11 protein-coding genes are annotated in these 21768 nt (G+C 37.3%); all 11 read right to left on the bottom strand.

Annotated features, from left to right (window positions below):
- Positions 1-186: 186 nt before the first annotated feature.
- The 11 genes from NLJ00_RS14600 to NLJ00_RS14550 all read right to left on the bottom strand — a co-directional run bounded on the left by NLJ00_RS14600 (position 187) and on the right by NLJ00_RS14550 (position 21639).
- The gene (locus NLJ00_RS14600) at positions 187-2547 is read right to left on the bottom strand and encodes a right-handed parallel beta-helix repeat-containing protein (RefSeq protein ID WP_256634297.1); all 2361 of its coding nucleotides are present in this window, start codon (positions 2545-2547) and stop codon (positions 187-189) included.
- Positions 2548-2622: 75 nt separating this feature from the next.
- Entirely contained in the window at positions 2623-4422 is a 1800-nt protein-coding gene (locus tag NLJ00_RS14595; RefSeq protein ID WP_256634296.1) for a glycoside hydrolase family 2 protein, read from the bottom strand.
- 58 nt (positions 4423-4480) lie between these two features.
- Positions 4481-6055, bottom strand: coding sequence for a glycoside hydrolase family 43 protein (locus NLJ00_RS14590; protein ID WP_408611577.1), 1575 nt, complete (start codon positions 6053-6055; stop codon positions 4481-4483).
- A gap of 26 nt (positions 6056-6081) precedes the next feature.
- Positions 6082-8283, bottom strand: a complete 2202-nt coding sequence (locus NLJ00_RS14585; protein ID WP_256634294.1) for a beta-glucosidase family protein — start codon at positions 8281-8283, stop codon at positions 6082-6084.
- Between the two features lie 108 nt (positions 8284-8391).
- Positions 8392-10065, bottom strand: a complete 1674-nt coding sequence (locus NLJ00_RS14580; RefSeq protein WP_256634293.1) for a GH35 family beta-galactosidase — start codon at positions 10063-10065, stop codon at positions 8392-8394.
- Positions 10066-10149: 84 nt separating this feature from the next.
- Positions 10150-12231, bottom strand: a complete 2082-nt coding sequence (locus tag NLJ00_RS14575) for an alpha-L-fucosidase (RefSeq protein ID WP_256634292.1) — start codon at positions 12229-12231, stop codon at positions 10150-10152.
- A 71-nt stretch (positions 12232-12302) separates the two neighbouring features.
- Positions 12303-14288 (bottom strand): glycoside hydrolase family 97 protein, encoded by a 1986-nt coding sequence (locus NLJ00_RS14570; RefSeq protein WP_256634291.1) that lies wholly within the window; start codon positions 14286-14288, stop codon positions 12303-12305.
- A gap of 21 nt (positions 14289-14309) precedes the next feature.
- Positions 14310-16748, bottom strand: coding sequence for a sugar-binding domain-containing protein (locus NLJ00_RS14565; protein ID WP_256634290.1), 2439 nt, complete (start codon positions 16746-16748; stop codon positions 14310-14312).
- A gap of 60 nt (positions 16749-16808) precedes the next feature.
- Entirely contained in the window at positions 16809-17198 is a 390-nt protein-coding gene (locus NLJ00_RS14560; RefSeq protein WP_256634289.1) for a hypothetical protein, read from the bottom strand.
- 28 nt (positions 17199-17226) lie between these two features.
- Positions 17227-19692: a beta-galactosidase GalA gene (galA, locus tag NLJ00_RS14555; protein WP_256634288.1), complete on the bottom strand. Its 2466-nt coding sequence runs from the start codon at positions 19690-19692 to the stop codon at positions 17227-17229.
- Positions 19693-19737: 45 nt separating this feature from the next.
- Positions 19738-21639 carry a glycoside hydrolase family 44 protein gene (locus tag NLJ00_RS14550; protein WP_256634287.1) on the bottom strand — a complete coding sequence of 634 codons (1902 nt, stop codon included), beginning with the start codon at positions 21637-21639 and terminating at the stop codon, positions 19738-19740.
- Positions 21640-21768 lie beyond the last annotated feature (129 nt).

The raw sequence follows: 21768 nt of genomic DNA, 5'->3' as shown, positions 1-21768 counted from the left end.
TTTTTTAGCTTTGGAATCGCAAGTTTATAGTGAACTCATCTGTTTTTAAAGTTTTTTAATTCGTTTCATTTAGTTAAAAGCGAATAAAAATTATATACTGCATAAGAAGTAAAAAAGTAATTATTGCCATAAGCTTTTTTTCAAGCGTTTATTTGCCCTTAGAAAGTATCTTAATCGCGCATTGATTCATTTTTTATTCTTTAATTCAACCCATTTTTTTTCTTTTTTCTGATTTCGAAAAAAAACTACTTCGGTTTTCGAATCAATATGTGAGTTGTATGCTTCTAATAAATCACTCAGTGAATTTACTTGTATTTTATTAAAAGTAAGAATTACGTCATTCACCTGTAAAAATTTAGCAGCTTCAGAAGTTTTTGCTACTTCCAATACAAGAACACCTCTGGTATCGTCCATTCCTGTTGCAGAGCTTTCTCCCAAAGTATTTAAGTTTTTAACTTTTGCTCCCAGAAAATCTATTACCACATCATCACTATTCTTTTTAAAAATATCTCTTTTAGGAATGCTAACTTTTTTAGACAATGTCTTTAATCTTGTAGAAATTATCCCAAAGTTGTTCATTGGAAAATTTTTGAACCCTACTGAAAAAGCTATGGAACCTTCTTTTAGTCTAAAATCTCCTTCTTCAGGATTCACAAAATCAAAACCTCCATATACAGAATGTTGATCTGTTCCTCTTGCTTGAGCTTGTACTAGAGAAGCTAAATCTGGAAAAACATTATAATCTGTTTCTTTTCCCCAGACCTCAATGCTAATCGGTTCATATCCTTTGAAAACAATATTATGTTTAAAGACATCATTGCTATTTTTAAACCACACATGCGGATGAAAAGTATTATTGACTAAAATATTGTTTTCAACCACTCTATTTACACCTTCACGCAATTTAATGCCTCCATTTAGGCATAAATTATTACGAATAATGTAATTACCAGAACCATCATCCAAATCGATATCCCAGCCATGGTCGCAGCGCATGCGGTTATTTTGGATAACAATTGGTTTGACCACATCGGCTAGGGCCAGCTTATAATTATTTTCAACAATTGAATCCATCACTTTTTTATCTGGATGCCAGTAACGGTCTCTCCCCCATGAATTGAACGAGCCATGATCTCCAGTTTCTTTTACAGTGTTAAAAATATCGTTGTATTCTATGATATGACCGCCCCAAGTGCCTTCATTAATATTTACCCCTGCTCTTGGAATATCATAAATAGTATTGTGACTTACTGTTATATTTTGGCACATGGAGAGTTGTACACCAGCAGATTGTTTTTCTACTGTTCCTAAATCAAACATTAAATTATCGTACACTTTACACTCTGCCGGGTAATTGTTTGTTTTTGGCCCCGGCATACGGTCCATTTTATCTAACGGTACATATTGATAATATTGAAAACTTGGAGAACGTACTGCATTAGGATCTCCTACAAAACAAAATGCGCTGGCACCTATTTCTGAGATCAAGCATCCGGAAACCTCACAGTTACGATTATAATTATTAAAAAACACCGCATTACTGCCAAGATTGCTAAGTGTACAATTTTTGAGAGAACAATTGACCGCGCCATCATAAAATACTGCACCTCCTCGATAAATAGTCCAGTCACTGCGTAGCAATGGCTCCTTATTATCCATAAAGGTGCGTACAGTTTGGGTCAGAGTCACTCCTTCAATATCAATATTTTTTACGGGCTTGGTTTCCGAGCCTTTAAATTCAATTAAATGAGGTATTTGAGGTGTTTCAAACTTTGCTTTTTTTATGTCCTGTCCATTTGGAGGATAATAATATAATACTTTAGTTTTCTTATTATAAAACCATTCATTAATTGTATCCAATTCCTCAAAAATATTTTCTACAAATCGGAGCTCATTATGCATTCCCATTTGTCGGTTATTTTGCCAACCGCCTTCAAGAACCAGTTCTCCTTGTTTGTCTTTTCCTTTAATAAGGTAATGATAATCACCCCATTTTGATGAATGCAGTGCATGCACATAACCTCCTTCAGGCGACTTCCACAGGCTGGCCCGTTCTTTTGATACTGCATCTGCCGCTGAACCATTATAATATTGAGCTCTGGAATCGAAATTTGGATATCGAGCCATTCGCTGTATTTTCCCATTCACAAATAATTGGTCGAAAATGAGGTTCTCCGCTACTTTTGCCTGCCATATTCCATTTTTATAAGGTTTCCAATTTAAATTCAAAACCTCGCTGCCACTGATAGTTACTTTTTGATTATCAAAATTTTTTATAGTCAGTTTTTCATTTTGTTTTCGGGAATCTTCAGCTGTGAATACTATAGGGCAGTGTAAATAAAAAGTTCCTTCCTTGAGGTAGATATCAACATTTCCCGAAATTTTACGAGCTTCAGCTATTGCTTTGCTTATTGTAGCAAATGGTTTTGTTTTCGTCCCTTCACTAGTATCATTTCCTTTAGGAGCAACATAAAAAGTGGTTTGTCCAAACAAAGCTTTTGAACACAAAAGAATCAATATTATAATTATTTTTTGAATTTTATTCATCTTATTCTGTATATTTTAAATTTCAGACGTTAATATAATATGCAGAATCAACGATGTGTTTTAAAGCTAAATCCCTCATTTTCTTTTATAGTATTCGCTCATAATATACCAGGCTTTTTTCTTATCACCATTTTCAGATATCAATCCTTTTCTATTATATCCTTTTTGATAAACCGGATGCATCCTGCCTAATGATCTGTAATCATACAATATCCATGGACAAACACCGCTCAAATTAGGAATGGTATTAAACATTTCTATTTGATCTTTATAAATCTGCTGCTGATATTCTTCAGACCAAGAAGAAGCTTGGTCAGTTGGAACATTTTTGTTTGCAAATAGGGCCTCTCCCCCGAATTCAGAGATAAACACAGGTTTGTTAGGAAAGGCCACTTTCCATGTTGCCTCCAAAGGTTTTCCTTGCCAGGGAACATACCAGCCTACGTATTCGTTAATAGCAATTAAATCGGAATAATTATATAGTGTGTCCCAAACATTAAATGAGTTGTTTGTATAACCTTGTGTATTTATAACATGCGTTACTAATCTTGTAGAATCGATTGCCTTGCACTTTTCAGTCAAATCAAGAAGTGCTTTATCCCTGTTTGGAGTACTCGAATACGTTTCGTTCGAAAGACTCCAGACAACAACTCCACAACGGTTTTTATCTCTGCTAATCATTTCTTTTAGCATTGTCTCCATTTTTTTAGGAACAAGACTATCCGAAAATTGAATATTCTGATATACTGGAAGTTCATTCCATATCATTAATCCCATTTTTTCAGCTTCTTTAATCATATTTTCATTATGTGGATAGTGTGCTAACCTAACCAGATTACATCCTAATTCTTTGGCTGAATTCAATAATAACTTGGCATCATCCAATGAATATGCTCTCGATTTTTTCAATGGGTTTTCTTCATGAATATTTACAGCCTTAATGAAAATAGTTTTTTTATTTAGCAGGATTTTACTTCCTTCAACTTCGATACTCCTAAAACCAATTTCATCAATAATAGAATCGGTTTCGCTTTCAAGAATTACTTTATAAAGTTTAGGGTTTTCAGGTGACCATAACTTAAAACGAGAAGAAAAATCAATCTTTGCATAACCGCTGTCATCAGTTGTAGTTTTATAAACGATATTTAGTTCAGGTATTTTTACTTTAATTTTTTGGTTCGTTTTCTCTCCGTTTAGTTGAATCCAACCAAGTACATTATTCAAACTTCCTTTTTTTAACTGAATAGAATAGTCGTCAATGTAAGTGTTTTGCGTTTCAATAATATTTACATCGCGTGTTATCCCTCCATAATTTAACCAGTCATAACCATAACCAGGAATTCCATTCCCTACACGGCGGTTATCTACTTGTACAATTAATATATTATTGCCTTCTTTTATTTTATCTGTAATTTCAAATTGAAAGGGAGTGAAACCTCCTTCATGACTTCCCACTTTTTCTTCATTCAGATACACATCGGCAATATAATTGACTGCTCCAAAATGCAGGAACTGTCTTGATTCTTTTTTTTTGGAAACATGAAATGTTTTTTTGTACCAAACAGAACCTTCATAAAAAGCGAGTTCACACAGCTGCGAATTAAAATCACCGGGAACATTCAATTCCGGCGCACCATTAAAGGAATATTCAAAGAAATCAGTTTTTTTCTGAGGCTTTGGTTCTATCCAAAATTTTTTCCAACCCCCAATATTTCCTGGATCTAGTAATACATTCCACTTCCCATTCAAACTTGTTAAATGCCTGGATTGAACATTGACCATTGCCGTTTGGGCCTGTAAACAATTACAAAAAAGAATGATTAGAGTAACCAAAATCTCTTTTTTAAACACTATTTTCTCTCTTTTTTTATTCATTGTTCTTTTAATTATTTTATTAATCCCGAGTTACTAGCAAAATACTATTAAACCTAGATTACTCTAAACTTCCCGGTTTGTATATAAACCTATCAAAATCGGCGTAAGCTTTGGTGTTTTTACTTTGGGATACGGCATATAATCCAATATAAACCCCTGTGAAACCTCCATTGGTTTCAGAACTCAGATACCATACGTTTATCTTGCTTAAAAAATTAAATTGCTTACCATCCAGGGAATAATAAAACGAGTAAAAATCCTTATCTCCTTTAACTTTAAAATAAATTTTATCAGCAGGAATTTCCATCTCATACGCCGTTTGGTTCAACAGCCCCATATGATAACGTACTACTAGTTTACGTTTACCTTTTTCCGGTTTTTTCAAAAAGATCTCATAATACGCCTGAGTCGAGTAGTAAATTGTCATTCCTGCTTTGTCACCTTCCATTGCATCATTTAACGATAACACAGTGGTAGCCGAAAAATCAACATGCTCCTGTCTGCGTCCCACAAACGTAGGAGAATCAGCATCATCCAAAGAAACCAGGCTTGCTTTGAGCCTCAATGAACCTTTCTTTTCCGTTAGGGAATAATTATTCATGAATGGGTTTCGGAGGTAATTCCAATCAACGCCTAGCTTCGCTTCATCAAAATCGGTAGCGAAAGCTTGCTGCTTTACGGGTTTTAAAGGCAAAGTAGGTACATTCATATTTATATCTACTGTCCCGTTGCCATTTATCACCGGCCAGGCATTTGCATCCCATCTTACCGGAGCTAAAAATGTTTCGCGTCCCAATACATGATGCAGTAAGCTTTGTGGACGAAAGCCCAGTAATACCATCCACCACGAACCATCATGTGCCTGAATAAAATCACCATGTCCAGTGCCTTGAATTGGATTGTTTTGTGCGTTTTCATTCATATGGGTGACAATCGGATTAGATGGATTCGAGTCATAAGGTCCATAAATAGATCTGCTGCGTGCAATTGTCATTTTATGTCCGTATTCAGTACCACCTTCTGAAATCAGCAAATAATACCATCCGTCTTTTTTATAAATATGCGGTGCTTCGGGATAACGTCCTCCTGTGCCATTCCATACAATTCTGCTTTCGGTAAGTTTTTTTCCAGTTTTAATATCTATTTCACAAATTGTGATGCCTTTACCATTTGACATAAAGTAACATTTGTCGTCTTCAAAGTATAACGTAGGATCAATACCTCCCTGTTCTACAAAAACAGGCTCTGACCATTCTCCTGCAGGATTATCAGTATGCACATAGAAGTTTCCACCACCAGATACATTTGTGGTAACCATATAAAAACGACCTTCATGATAACGAATTGTAGGGGCGTAAATACCAGAAGAAGGAGCGCATTTATCTAATTTGACTTGGGAAGGGCGGGTCAGACAATGCCCTATTTTTGTCCAGTTAATTAAGTCTTTACTGTGAAAGACCGGAACTCCCGGAAAATATTCGAAACTACTGGTAACTAAATAATAATCATCACCCACCCTGCACACACTGGGATCTGGATGAAAACCAGAAATAACAGGATTTTTATATCCCTGAGCGTTTGAATAGTGATAGAAACCAAAAATATAAACTAAAAGAATAATTACTTTTTTCATGTTAAATTAAAATTTATTATAAAGCCTTATTTCAAAATAAAATCTACTGTACCCTTGATATCGGTGGCCGAAGCGCCAATCAAAATTTTGAAATTACCAGGTTCTGCAATCCATGTATTTTTTTTGTCATCATAATAAGAAAGATCCTCTTTCGTTAAGGTAAAACTCACCGTCTTTTCCTCTCCTGGCTCTAAAGAAATTTTCTTAAATCCTTTTAATTCTTTAATTGGACGTGGCAAACTTGATTTTTCATCATTAACATACAATTGAACTGTTTCCTTTCCCGTAACCTTGCCTGTATTTTTTACTGAAATTGTCACCATTAATGAATCGGTTGCTGTAATTGATTTCGAAGAAACGGTAGGTTTCCCGTATTGGAATGTTGTATAACTCAATCCATATCCGAAAGGAAACAGAACAGGAATTTTTTTAGTGTCATACCAACGGTATCCTACTAAAATATCCTCTTTGTAATCCACGTTGACACCATCACCGGGATAACTGAGTTTACCAAAGGCATGTGCCCCGACATCCTCCATTTTTTTAGGAAATGAGAAAGGGAGTTTCCCTGAAGGGTTTACATCACCAGAAATAATATCTGCCAAGGCGTTTCCTGCCTCAGAACCAAGATACCACCCTTGCACAACAGCTGGTGTTTTATCCAGCCAAGGCATTAAAACCGCATTTCCGCTTAGTAAAACTACAGCAACATTTTTATTGACATTCTGTATCGCTTCAATTAGCTTATCTTGCCCGAATGACAAACTAAGAGATTTACGGTCTCCACTTTCACAATCCTGAAAATAATTTTTATTCAACCCGCCAACAAAAAGAACCACATCCGCATGACGGGCAACCTCAATAGCTGCGTTTTGCAATGAGTCTATGTTTAACTTAGAGGGCTCTTCCGATCCATATAGCGAACGGCCTGAAGCATATCCCATACTGTAAAGAATATGATTTTCACCGTATTTATTCTTTAATCCCTGTAATGGCGTAACTTCATAAGCAGCTTTCAGCGACGTGGAACCTCCACCAACAATCAGACTACGTGTCGCATTTTCTCCTATCACAGCAATTTTCTTATATTTTCCTTGTGGGATAGGCAAAAACTGCTTGTCGTTTTTAAGAAGAACAATTCCTTCTTGTGCTATTTGTCGCGCTGCCAGGCTATGTTCAGGTGATACAAAACGACCGAAAGGACGATTGGCACTCATGGTAGTGCGAAAAATCATCCGCAGGATTCGGCTTGCTTTATCATCAATCTTCGATATTTCGTATTTCCCCGATTTAATTCCTTTCAGGAAGGGATCGGCCAAATAATAACTGGAAAAAGGGAAGTGGCCTTGTGTTGTCAATCCATTGGTATAAGTCCCCATCTCAATATCAAGACCGCCATTGACAGCTTCATCAGTATTGTGTACACCACCCCAGTCACTGACCACTACACCATCGAAATTCCAATCATTTTTTAGAATTTTATTCAACAAAATGTCGTTGTGACAGCAATGCACACCCCATATTTTGTTATATGCGCCCATGATTGACCATACATTCCCTTGCTGAACCGCAGCTTTAAAGGCCGGAAAATAAATCTCATGCAATGCACGGTCACTTACATTTACATTAATTTCGCCACGGGAAATTTCCTGATTGTTCAATGCAAAGTGCTTAACGCACGCAGCAACTCCATTAGACTGTACACCCTGAATGTAGGGAACTACCATGCTTGAAGCCAAAAAAGGATCTTCACCCATATATTCAAAATTCCGGCCATTGAGCGGTGTACGATAAATATTGACTCCCGGTCCCAGCAACATGGTCTTGTTTCGGTATCGGGCTTCTTCTCCAATAGATTGGCCGTAAAGCAAAGAAATTTCAGGATTGAATGTTGCCGCAAGACATGTTAAGGCAGGAAAAGCGGTACAGGAGTCATTGGTCCACTGAGCGCCGCTCCATTCATCCCATAATTTCTCATCGCTCACACCATGCGACCCATCGGCAGACCATACCTCAGGAATACCCAGTCTCGCAACTCCTTTTGAACTGAATTTCGACTGAGCATGGCAAAGTGCCACTTTTTCTTCTAGGGTCATCCTTGACAATGCATCTTTTATACGAGTTTCTATAGGTTTGCTTTGATCTAAGTATATAGGCTCTTGTGCCCATCCATAGACAGACAACAGCGTAAATAGTAATATTAAAACGTTAATTTTTCTTTTTTTCATGATATTGTATTCTTTCTATTTATTTATCAAACTACTGCCATGTCATTTATTGATGGCAGAATTGATGGCTGGTACTGTCTTTCAATTAACTTTAAAAACAGACTATTTTTATTTCATTTCATATGTAGTCACTTTGTAAACAGCAGGAGTCTGAACTTCAACATTCTTGGCTGATTCCGGTACAGGTTGATTTAGTCCGGGCTGGGGAGGAATTATTTGTCCTTCTAAAGTCTGAGCAATCATTGCCTGACGCCCTTTTACAAGCAGGCGGTCATGATGCCAGGTTTCGTCACCATTAAGCATACGGGAGGTTATCCATTGTTCTCCCTCAAACTTTCCTTCAAAGACTTGTCCAATGCGAATTTTCTTTGATGGATTACCCGATTCAAATTTTAATCGTGCCGTAATTCCTGCTACTATATATTCATCCGGGGCAGTTTGAATAATCAGGCCATATCCAGTAGTGTTCCAATTATCATATTCTACAATTACCTTATCATCACCAAATGTAAGGGTGTCGGTAGTACTATTTTTAGTACGCATAAAACCTCGCATTTTACCTGTTCCCTGATATTTAATTATGTGTGGCATTAATTCATTTATTACAGAAATTGACTGCCTATATGCTAAATTGGTATAAGCATCTTCAATTCCAAAAGGAGCAAAGCAAATAGCATCATGTTCTGCATAGGCATAAAAAGCACGGGCCTGTTCAGTAGTGCTTTCGGGAATAAAAAGTGGATTATCAGAACGATGATACATCGCCACTATTTCTTTATAGTTGGGTTCATAGATATCGGGTGCGCAGAAATCAACATCGGGTGCAATAGCTTTGTAAATATCCATTACTCTCGATACTGGCCCTCCATTTGGATATACCCCGGGCAAATCAGTAGGTTTTAGAACCAGCCAGCAATTTACATACATAGGAAGGTTTAGTTCGTTTTTGCCCAAACGGGCTATTTCATTTATATATTTGGCATATTGCCATGTCATGAAAAAGTTTTGTGCACTTTTCATTTCATCAGCAAATATTTCTGACCATGTTCCTTTAGTTTTACTTCCATTTCTTTGCCAGACAGATTTCATTTCAGGACTCAGATTATTTGTGTTTTTTTGCAAATACCGAATCAAGGTTTCCGGAACCTGGGACTTAAATAGATCAAGTGCTTGCTTATTGTAATCGATATCCTGAAAAGCACCAACTTCATTCTCTACCTGCATCATTATAACAGTATGATCCTTGTCTATTTCTTTTATTCGTTTCATTAACTCTACGAATGCCTTTGCATCGGCCGTCTGTGCTTCCTTGCAAAAAGCTGAAATTACTTCACTGGTGTCGCCATTGCTTTGTTTCAATTTAAAAAAACGTTTTGAATCTTTTTTTACCCAAAGCGGTGTATAGGTGGAAAGTCCATTTTTCCAGCTTGCAAACCATATGATACAAAGTTTCAGATTGTTTGCACGAGCCTGGGCTATCATCCCATCAATAATAGAATAATCAAATTTCCCCTCCTCAGGTTCAAATTGTTCCCATGCAATAGATGCGATAGCGGTATTTAGTCCCATTTCTTTTAATTTAGGAAAAATGGGGGCCAAATAAGTTAAATTGGAGGAAGTAGAGTTATGCAACTCTCCGGCAACCATAACAAATGGTTTACCATCTACATACAATCTGGTCGTGTTGCCTTCTTTTTTTAATTGGGGCAATTCCTGAGCGTTTAAGTCATAAAACTGTATAGTTGTGCAAAATAAAAAAGTGATTAGAATTATTTTTTTCATAAAATAAATTTTTTAGTGATTTCAACAAAAAACAAATGCTTGTTGAATATTAAATTTGTATTTAATTTGTTAGCTGATATTTCATTATTCAGTTATTACATCTATTTCAGCGTAACCGCAATTGGAATTGTTTTCTGTATTCTTTATTGCACGTAGCCTAATATATCGAGCCTTTTCTGGCGAAATTCTTTTGATTTGCCACAACGGATTGTTTTTTATATTCGAAAATTCCCCTTGGTCGGCTAATTTCCACTTTTCGTTATCAGAAGACACATAAAACTCATAATGGGTTATAATACCAGGTCCCCACATTCCCTGATCAGGGTGATATTTAAAACCTGATAAGTTCTGTTCTTTTCCTAAATCAATCACCAAATCGACAGGCATTTTTTGGTCTTTGCCTTGGTGCCATACTGTAGCTGTGTTCCCATCCAAAATTGAATAAGCATTTTTATCTTGTGTTTCCAAAATTCTCCAGTCTTTTCTGCAAATATCGAACTGCTCTACTGCCACCGGACTACTTTTAGATGTAGCAGGATCATAAGCAATTGCTTTTACTGCTGGCTTACCGTTTGTTGAAACTGGTCCTGTATATTTTTCTGAATGAGATGTTGGCTCACTTCCATCGAGTGTATAAAAAAACAATGGACCTATGTCATTAGTACTAATTATAATATCCCCAGACTGATTTCTTGTAATAGAAGGCGCATCAAGGAATACTGGTGCATTATAAACTCCAATGTTTGAAATTGTTGGACAACTTTTTGAATCAGTAATGTTTAGACGAACCTTCGTTGCTTCAACACTAGGAAAACGAACAATACGTTTATAACCGATAGTTGTACCTCTAGTTATTTCTTTCCAATTTCCATCTACAAAGGCTTCAATAGTAAAAGATTTTACTCGTTGTCCCAAACGGATATACTCCTGCACTAAAAAACGGTTGACCATAGTTGGTTTTCCTAAATCTATCGTTAAAGAAGCTGCTGTAATAGCATCATCAGTCGCCCAGTAAGAATCTTTATTATTGTCTATGGCTTTGTCAGCTCCAAATTTTTCCGAATTACCACGAACATTTGTCCCCTTTGCTTTAGCTTTCAGAGCAAGGTTATTTACAAATGCTTCTTTTACCGCTTTACCAAATTCAATTGCTGCTTTCTCATCATTTTGATGAATCAGGCCATTAGGCATAATTGGAAAGTTAAGCAGTAGTGTACCATTACGTCCGATAGAATTATAGTAAAGATCCATCAATTGCGAGACTGTTTTTACCTTAGTATCTTCGTCTGGATGATAAAACCATTCCGGTCTGATAGAAGTATTTACTTCGGCAGGTACCCAGGCATTCCCGTTCTCTACACCAAAATGCAAATTATTCCAGGGCACTTCACCTGTTGCGTTCAGTAAACTCCAATTGGTTTCGCCAACATAACCTGATTCTGTTCCTACCCAACGAAAATCTCCGCGATCTCCACCATCATTCCAAATCATGCAATTGGGCTGCAGCTTATGAATCAACTCATACGTTTTTTTCCAATCATAATAAGTAGTACGGTCAATAGTACGGGTTTCATTGGCTCCCCCATAGTACCCATTACCGCCGTTAGCACCGTCAAACCACACTTCAAAAACTTCTCCATAATTGGTAAGCAGTTCAGTAAGTTGATTACGGAAATAGGTAATGTACTCCGGTTTTCCGTAATCTGGATGATTGCGGTCCCATGGTGAGAGATAAACACCGAATTTTAGTCCGTACTCTTTACACGCATCGGCCATTTCACGCACCATATCGCCTTTTCCGTTTTTCCATGGCGCATTTTTTACTGAATATTCAGTGTATTTTGATGGCCAAAGACAAAAACCACCATGGTGTTTTGCCGTGATTATAATTCCTTTCATTCCGGCTGCTTTACAAATGCGGGCCCATTGGCGGCAATCAGATTTTTCGGGATTAAACAGTTTGATATCTTCGTTACCAAATCCCCACGATTGATCAGTATAGGTATTTAACGAAAAATGGACAAAAGCATAACTTTCCATTTCCTGCACCCTCATTTGGTTCTTTGTCGGAACAGGACCAAATGCTGCTGGTGCTTTTACCTGGGAAATACCAACACTAGTTGATAAAAACACAAGAACGACTACGTTTAAAAAAAATCTATTCATTTGATATATTATATATTGTTAATATGTTTAATTAATTACATCACTTAAAAAAGATGACCTATTATTCTCTACTATTTTTCAGGACTAATTATCATTGCGAAACCACCTCCATTAGCCATATTTACTGCTAGCTTATCAGTACTTGTTACTTTAACTATTTCGCTTTTATAATCTGTCGCATCTTTTTCTGCATTAATTCCATCTTTGAAAATTTCAACGGAGTAGATTCCCTTGTCCAGAAAAGACAGATCTATTACCTGCCCCCTTGCCAACCAGTTAGTTAAACCTCCTACAAACCATGTATCACCTTTTTTTCTAGCAATAACAACGTATTCCCCTACTTTCCCATCAAGGGCAATTGTTTCATCAAAAGTGGTAGGGATCTGAGCAATGAAGTTGGTGCTTTGCTGCTCTTTCATATAGGCGGTAGGACTATCAGCCATCATTTGAAGCGGTGCTTCATAAACAATATACATGCCCAATTGGTGGCATCTTGTTCCCTGGCTCATCGGCATGGAATTACTTGGGCGAAAATCTCCCCTTGTTGCATTACGCATTGCCCCTGGTGTATAATCCATAGGCCCAGCCAGCATTCTGATGAAGGGAATACTGGTTTCATAGTGAGGCATATCATCATTTGGCGTCCATTTGGCATTCTCTAACCCTTTAACACCTTCAAAATTGACAATATTCGGATAGGTTCGCTGAATACCGGTAGGTTTATACATGCCATGGTAATCAATAAAAAGTTTATACGATGCCGCCTTTTTAGCAATGTCATAAATTGATTTTACTATTTTTTGATCATCACGATCCATGAAATCTATTTTAAAGCCCTTTACTCCCATTTTTGAATACTGAGAAAAAACATTATCTAAAACCTGATTTAAGGCATACCATGAAGCCCAGAGAATAATACCGACATTTTTTTGCTTTCCATAATTGATGAGTTCCTCTATATTCATGCTGGGTGAAACTTTCAGCAAATCGGTTTCTTCACTCCAGCCTTCATCCAGCACTACATACTCAATGTGGTTTTTGGAAGCAAAATCAATGTAGTGTTTATAGGTTTCAGTGTTAATTCCTGCCTTAAAATCAACCTTCGAAATATTCCAGTCATTCCACCAATCCCAGGCTACTTTTCCTGGTTTTATCCAGCTTATGTCGGTAATTTGTGAAGGTGCAGAAAGCTTTTGGACCATATCATTATTTCCCAGGTCTTTATCACTCTCACTTATTATTATCGCTCTCCATGGGAAATTTCGGGTACCTTCTGTTTTAGCTATATAAGATTCCCGCTTCACCACCATATAGTTCATTTTATTATAGCCTCCTAAACGTTCCTCCTTTGGATAATGAGCAAATGTTCCTTGCAAACCTTGTTGAGCTTCATTATTCTTTGTTAAGAACATACCGGGATAATCCTCCAGCTCAGCTTCTATAATAGCAGCCTTTTTTCCATTTCCTAAATCCACAAGAAGCGGAGAAATAGCCAATGAATCTTTTACAAATTTAGAAAGCGGGATTTCATCATACATGGCCTCAAAAGCAGATGTATACATATCATTTTCCCTTAAATCCCGTACATAAGGGATAAAAGCTTTATAATCTTTGCTGAAGTTAAAATTAGCTTGTTCAGATTCAATAATAATTTGCCCTTTCTTAGTTGTAAAAAAGCGATAGGCTACACCATCATCATAAGCTCTTAAAATCAAACCAAAGCCACCCTTAAAAGTTACAGTAAGCTGATTGTAGGCATCAATCACTGTTTTCTTTTTATAAACCGGTGTAGCAAAAGAGGTGTTGACCCTTGAACTTTTAACATTCATAACTTTTACATTGTTTCCTAAAACTACTCCGCTACCAAGTGCTAATGAGATCGCAGAAGGAGCAATGACTTCTGTGTTTTCATGTTTGACAGACCATAAAATTTTTGCACCACTTTCCAAAGCCATATCAATCTTCCCATTGGGAGACTTTATATGGAATCCCTGAGCGATACCAATACTTGTCGATAAAAACATAATAATAACTCCGTATAAAAAAAATCGATTCATTTGATATATTGGCTCTTCTAATTACTGTTTAACCGTTTTTATATTTATTGCTGTTTGTGTCAAAGCGGGAGAAGTAACAGTTAGTTTAATATCACCAGCGTTATGTGCGCTCCTTATTACTACTAAAACTCTACCTTTCCACGCCTTACGAGTATTACCTACGTATTGTTCGAAGTCTTTTATATCGGCGTTATCTACTCCTAAAATGACACCCGGTCCATCGATTTTAAAATTCAAACGGTTGGTGGCGTTAGGCTGGAATGTCCCGTCTTTATCCGTTATTTCAATAGTTATGAATGATAAATCCTGTCCGTTGGCCAGGATTTCTTTTCGATCGGCTGTCAGTTTTATTTTTGAGGCATCCCCGGCAGTTTGAAGAATTGTAGATTCCATTTCCTTATCATTTTCTACTCCGACTGCTTTAAGCAAACCTGCCGCATATGGAATCGGAAAAGTAGCCTTAAATTGCTCCTCTTTACTCGTTTTTTGTTCCCCAATCAGTTTGTTGTTGAGGTACAATCTCACTTTTGGATATTTTGAATATACCTCTACCTCGATATTTTTCCCTTCAAAACCCGGCCATGTCCAGCTTTCCCATGTTGGATAAACTGACCACCATGTTTCTTTAATTTCTAACGGTTCCGGGGCTGGTTCGCGAACAGCCATGTAGAGTTTCTCATTCGTATTATACAACATGCTTCTGTAATGGGAAATGGGTTTTCTCCATCCAATCAAATCTATATCACCACAATAAGCACCGTGATAAGGGAAAAAATCATTTTCCCAATGCTGGCCAGGAACTTCTCCCGAATAATAATAACGACCAATTCCTGATTCCCCTAAATAATCCAGCGCTGTCCAAACGAAATCCCCGATTACATAATTGTTTTCCTGTACCAGTTTCCAATTATTAAAAGCATCTTTAGGATAGGATTCGGTTTGAACGATAATGCGCGAAGGCACTCTTTTATGATCGTCCGGAGCAGTATGCAGGTTGTAATTATAACCGGCAACATCGTGTGCCGCCATCAACGGATCGAACACTTCCCAATTCTTACCACTATTTACGATTGCAGATGTAACAGGACGGGTATTGTCTATTTTCTTTAATGCGTCTGAAAGCATTTGGGCTGTTTTCACAGCTTCAGGATCTGCCCTCTCAGGTATTTCGTTACCTATACTCCACATAAAAACGGAAGGATGATTGCGATCACGCAACACCATTGCTTCCAAATCACGTTGCCACCATTCCTTGAAATACTTAGAATAATCGTTACTATTTTTTCCAATTTTCCAGCAGTCGAAAGATTCGTCCATTACCAGTAATCCCAGCCTATCGCAGGCATTAAGGAAAGCTTCAGAAGGCGGATTGTGAGAAGTTCTCACGGCATTGAATCCACCGGCTTTAAGCAATTCAATTTTACGTTCCTCGGCACGGTCAAAAGCAGCAGCACCTAAGCAGCCATTATCATGATGTACGCAACCGCCGTTTATTTTTACCGTTTTTCCATTCAGCTGAAACCCATTTCCGGCAGTAAATTTTATAGAACGGATGCCAAAATTGGTTTTTGTATCATCCAGCACTTTTTTATCTTTTACTACCTGAACCTGAGCCTGATATAAATGGGGCGTTTCCGGTGTCCAAAGCATCGGATTTGATATTTGTATGGTTTGGGTAATTTCTTTCTCGCTATTAGCAGGAACCTCAACCTGTGTCTGATTGTTCCCAATATTTTTAGAACTCTTACTGAAAAGATTGGTTTTAACAACAATTCTCTGTGGCAATGCTGTTCTATTTTTAATTTTGGTTTTCACCAGTACAGTTGCTTTTTTTGAAGATACTTCGGGAGTTGAAACCGCAACGCCCCAGTTTGCAACATGTACAGGATCAGTGACCATCATCCAGACATGACGATAAATTCCTGATCCACTGTACCAACGGCTGTTCATCTGTTGTGAATTGTCGACTCGTACTGCAATAATATTTTCTTTTCCAATTTTTAAATAAGGTGTAATATCATAACTGAATGAGGAATAACCATAAGGATAACCACCAAGTGATTTTCCGTTGATAAAAACTTCAGAATTCATATAAACACCTTCAAAATAAATAGAAGCTTTTTTTGCTTTCCAGTTGTCTGGTACGAGAAAGGTTTTGCGGTACCAGCCAATTCCTGACGGAAAATATCCGCCACCTCCACCAGTAGTGTTTTTAGGATGAATTTTTCCTTCAATACTCCAATCGTGGGGCAGATCAAGTTTACGCCAACTCTGATCATTGAAATCGTTTGTTTTGGCTTCAGGAGCGTCTCCTAAAAAGAATTTCCAGTCATAATCAAATAATTGTTTTCTCTCGGTGCCATCTTGTGCATATCCTGAAAGAAAGCTTACACATAGTATAAATAGGAATACTAGTTGTTTTGTAAAATATTGTTTTTTATATGAATTTAAGCTGTACATTTTGTTACGTTTTATATTTCTAAATACCTTAGGATTGTATATAGTAGTATTATTATTCTATTATGGGGAAATATCTATGGTCTCGAAATTCCATTTAAACAAATGACTTCTGGCAGGGCCGTTACAAACGTATACACCATTGATATATAACTTATAACGATTATCCGCCGACACATGAATAATAAATTTTTCAGGTTTGGTATTAATTGAAATTTCTTTTCTCAACAGAAAAACTCCATAATCCGTATTTGAATTATCGGGATAAGAAATCCATTTTGCAGCCCAAGGTTTTCCAAGCAGTTCAGGATTTATTTCTGTTGCCTGTTTTGCCGAAAGCCTTTTCCCAGCATATGATAAACTCTTTTCTTGTGCACAAAGATTTAGTGACAGAAAAAAGAGTAGTATCATTCTACTCATTAAAAGAGGACGAATTGGAATTTTCCTTTTCATGGATAGTATTTAGAATTTTCTTATTAACTTATTTAACGGTTTTAATAACAACTTCAACTCCTTTTAGATTTTCTGACAATGCATTTATCTTGATTTCACCAACCTGTTTGTCTGACTGCACCAACACCATGCAATAGCCATTGAAAGCCATCCTTTGGCTGGCTTTATCAGGTTCGTGACTATTAGGATTACCGTTTCCTACACCAATAATTTTTCCGGGACCTTCAATACTAAACTTCACCAGATTATCAGCTGTTGGCACAACTCTGGCATTGGCATCTTTTATAGCAACCTTAATTACGGCTACATCACATCCATCCGCTTTTAGTGTATTTACATCGCTGTCTAAAGCAACCTGAGCAGCAGCAGCGGTTGTTTCCACAATGTCCTTGGTAATTAATTTTCCTGCTTTATAACCACGTGCTTCGAGTTTTCCGGGCTTGTAAACAAGATTCCAGATTAATTTCTTATAAGAAACTGTTTTTTGCTTCCCTACACTCTTACCATTGAGGAGCAGTTCAACTTCATCACAATTGGTGTAACAATGTACCTGAATGCTATCTCCTTCTTTTCCTGCCCAATTCCAATGCGGGAAAATGTGTACAGTCGGAATATCGGTCCAGGCTGCTTTATAAGCATAGTAACCGTCTTTAGGAAAACCACAAACATCCATAAACCCAAACTGAGAGGCTACACTAGGCCATGTAAATGGCGTTGGCTCACCACGATAATCAAACCCTGTCCAAACAAATAAACCTCCGAGATAGGGATATTTAACTATATCAGCCCAGTCTTCTCCTGGATAGGGACCCCATTCGGGCTGCCATAAGGTTGCGTTTGAACAAATGTGTTTCCACCAACTATTTTCATATTCTCCACGGGTCGATACAAAGCTTGTCCCCTCGGTACAAAACATAACCCTATCAGGGTGATTTTCTTTATCTTTTACATAGGCCAGTTGTTTATCTCCGTAATTATACCCTACGACATCAAGCACATCACTGTATCCCCCTTCATTACGGGCATGGTTCATAGCTGCGGTTACTTTTCTTGTTGGATCGATTCTGTGACTTGTTTCAACCATCGTTTCCATTATTCTGGTCCCCATCACCGTACCTTGCATCGCTTCTTCATTTTCCAGACTCCACATAAATATTGATGGGTGATTCCTATCTCGATACAGCATAGCGGATAAATCTTTTAGTCCATCTTCAGAACTTGACAAATGACGGTTTTCATCCAATACCAGCATCCCTATACTATCGCACATATCAAGCACTTCAGGATTCGGTAAGTGATGTGTACAACGATAAGCATTACTTCCTGCTTCTTTGAGCAACTTTATTTTATACCAATTTATTTTATCAGGAACAGCAACACCAATTCCTGCAAAATCCTGATGGTTGCAAGTTCCTTTTACTGGATACAATTTACCATTGAGGAAGACACCATTTTTGTTGATTTCTACCGTTCGAACACCAAAAATGGTTTCATAAGTATCTATAATATTTCCAGCTTCAGAGATTTCAGTCAAAACTTTGTAAAGGTTTGGTGTTTCCGGAGACCAAAGTTTAGGTGCCTTAATTAAACCTGTTTGAGAAATTTCAATTTCTTCAAAAGGGGCAAGTAACTGACTGGAGGTTTTAGTATCAAGTACCACTCCTGTTTTGTCCACTATTTTCGAAACAAGTGAAATGTTCTTTGCAGTTTTATATTCATTTTTCAATGTGGTTTTAATACTCACAGTTGCTTCTGCATCGGATATGGACGGCGTTGTAATGTAAGTGCCAAACCTGTTCACATGGAGCTTATCTGTCTTTACAAGCCAAACATGTCTGTAAATACCACAGCCTTCATACCACCAACCTTCGGGCTGTGTAGCATCAACCCTCACCAAAATGACATTTTTGCCTTCATTGCCATAGCGTAAGAAATCACTTAGGTCATAGTTTGAAGGTGTATATCCGCTAAGGTGATTGCCAATGAGATGACCATTTACCCAAACCGTACTGTTTCTGAAAATCCCATCAAATTCGATAGTGATTTTCTTCCCTTTGTCGCTTTCTTGTATTTCAAACTCTTTTCTGTAAAATCCAATACCTACGGGTAAGTACCCATTACCTCCAGGCTGACTTCCCAGTGTATTATCATTAACAAAAGTCCCTTCTATACACCAATCGTGTGGAAGGTTTACTTCTCTCCAATCAGTTGGAAAAAATGAAGAGCTACTTTTAAAATTGGTATAGTCAATGACTGTATCTCTCTTTGTAATAACCGGAACATTAATGTCAGTTATCCCACCCTGACCAACTCTAACAACAAGTTTCATGGCGATATCTCCTTTGTGGAATTGCCAGCTTTGATCAAAATTTATTTTTGCTCTTTTAAATTGTGTTGTTTGTTTAATAATTTGAGATCTTCCTTCAATTTGTATCAACGATAAAACAAGGGAAAACCATAAAACCGGAATCAATTTTTTCTGTTTAAATAGCATGCATATGACTTTTAATTTTATATAAACTGTATTTTTAAATAGATGCTAATGGGCAATTATAAAGGGTATACTTTTTTTATAGCTGCTGTTTTTTACTGATAAAAAATACGAACCGGCAGAAAATTTACTCACGTCAAGAACCTGTATTACTTCGGGGTCGCTATTTACAGTCCAAACTTTTAGTTTTTGCCCCGCCATATTATATACGGCTAATTGGGTTGGTTCTGTAATTGCCAAATTAAATTTTATCTGAAGTTTATCGTTTGCAGGGTTAGGATAAAGCATTATTGTTTCACTGGTAGGGAGTGTGTTATTATCTCCAACTGACAATATGGTGGCTGCCTTAAGCAAAACTGCTGTTGTAGATAAAGCAGGCACATAAATCGTAAATGCATTTGAATTAACAATTACAGTGCTCTTTTTTAAGGCATTATTGGTATGAGATACAAATGTTTCTGTTGCTGGCAGCGCGGAAAGCTGGAGTGTTTCTGAATTTCCATTCGCGACAGAAAAACCACTAAGATTTACCGTTACAGTACGTGATGCATTCATGTCCTTGTTCACAATAATTACAGTCATCGCGTCAGCAGCTTGGTTTACAGAGGTGTAAGCCGAAACCGTGTTTTCCAGCGATGAAGTACTGGAAACGCTATAGTCTTTGGCATAACGACTGAAAAGATGCAAAGTTTCCCACATCCCTATAGACCAGTTCCATGGACTAAATAATTCAACACCATTATTGGCAAACGTACCAAGATGCGAAGCATAAATAACCGATTCAAGACTTGGATTGCTGCCTGACATGGTACCCCATTCGCTAACACCGGTAGTTATGCCGTGATTGGCGCCAAAATGTTCGTTTAACCAGCCGTCGATACGCTTAAATATATATTGCTTTTTAATTGAGGTATCCCAACCGCCGTTAATTTTACTAATACCGTTTGAGCCCGGATAATCATAGGTTTGATCAAAATAAATCCGGTGTCCCTGCAGTGCCTCAGCATCATTATTATAAGCAGGGTAATTATGAAGATCCACTACATCTACCAGTTTTATACCGGTTGCCTTATACTCATCTCCAAGGCGTTTGATGAAATACTCAATCCAGGGATAATATCTGCCATTGATCCATATATTTTCATTTTGCCAGTTGTACCAAAACCATTCAGATGTTCCAACCGGACCACACAGCTTGATACCCGGGTACAAAGCTTTTGCTTTCTTCGCTAATTCAATGTAGCGGTCCATAAAGGCAGAGGCCGATAGCTGCGTTGGCATTGCCCAATCATGAGTAGCAAACCATATATCTGTCTCGTTGTCCATACTCCAGTATACAAACTGGTCTTTATTATACCCTTTACCATTGGTTCCAAACCAATCATTAAGAATTCCCACAGACGAGTCTGCTGGCCAAGGCACAGAAAACAAATTGATGTCACCGTCAACCAAGGCCTTAGCCCCGCCATTTGTATTAACTACTCCACCTCCGGCTAAATTTTGACCAAGTCCAGACCAATATTTAGATTGGTTAAACTCCCAGTCATTGAAATTATGCTGGTTGCTGGATGCAACTCTGCCCAGTAACTGAAAGGTAAACATACCCTGAATGTTGTTCGGGATATTATCCATAACTCTTTGTGCCACTACATCCCAATCAGAAGCATAAACATTATTATACCAGTCAGGATGAACATCAAGTTTTGCCTGCCAGTTATAAGTCGTCGCGTTATTACCACCAACACGAGCGAAGTGCAATCCCGCATCATTATAATATTGCACAGATTGTTCCAGTCCGTCATTTTTTCCATAGATATTCGGAGATATCTTTTTTTTGTTTACAGCAGCATTTACTGTAATCTGAACAGTCTGAGCAAACGTTGCAGTACTGGAAAGACAACAAAAGCTTACTATAAAAAAACATTTTAAGGTCAAAAATTTAATATCCATATCTATTTATTTATCATTATTTTTTTTAGTTGGCGTCATTACTTATTTTACAAACACACATCAACGAAGAGTATATGATAACAATTTCTTTTTCTATTCTTATTGTTATTTATTGATCCAGTGCTGAAA

The organism is Flavobacterium panici (genome assembly GCF_024499525.1).
Lineage (GTDB): Bacteria > Bacteroidota > Bacteroidia > Flavobacteriales > Flavobacteriaceae > Flavobacterium > Flavobacterium panici.
The sequence above is the reverse complement of the archived record's forward strand: the minus strand, read 5'-3'. Positions and strand labels throughout refer to the sequence as shown.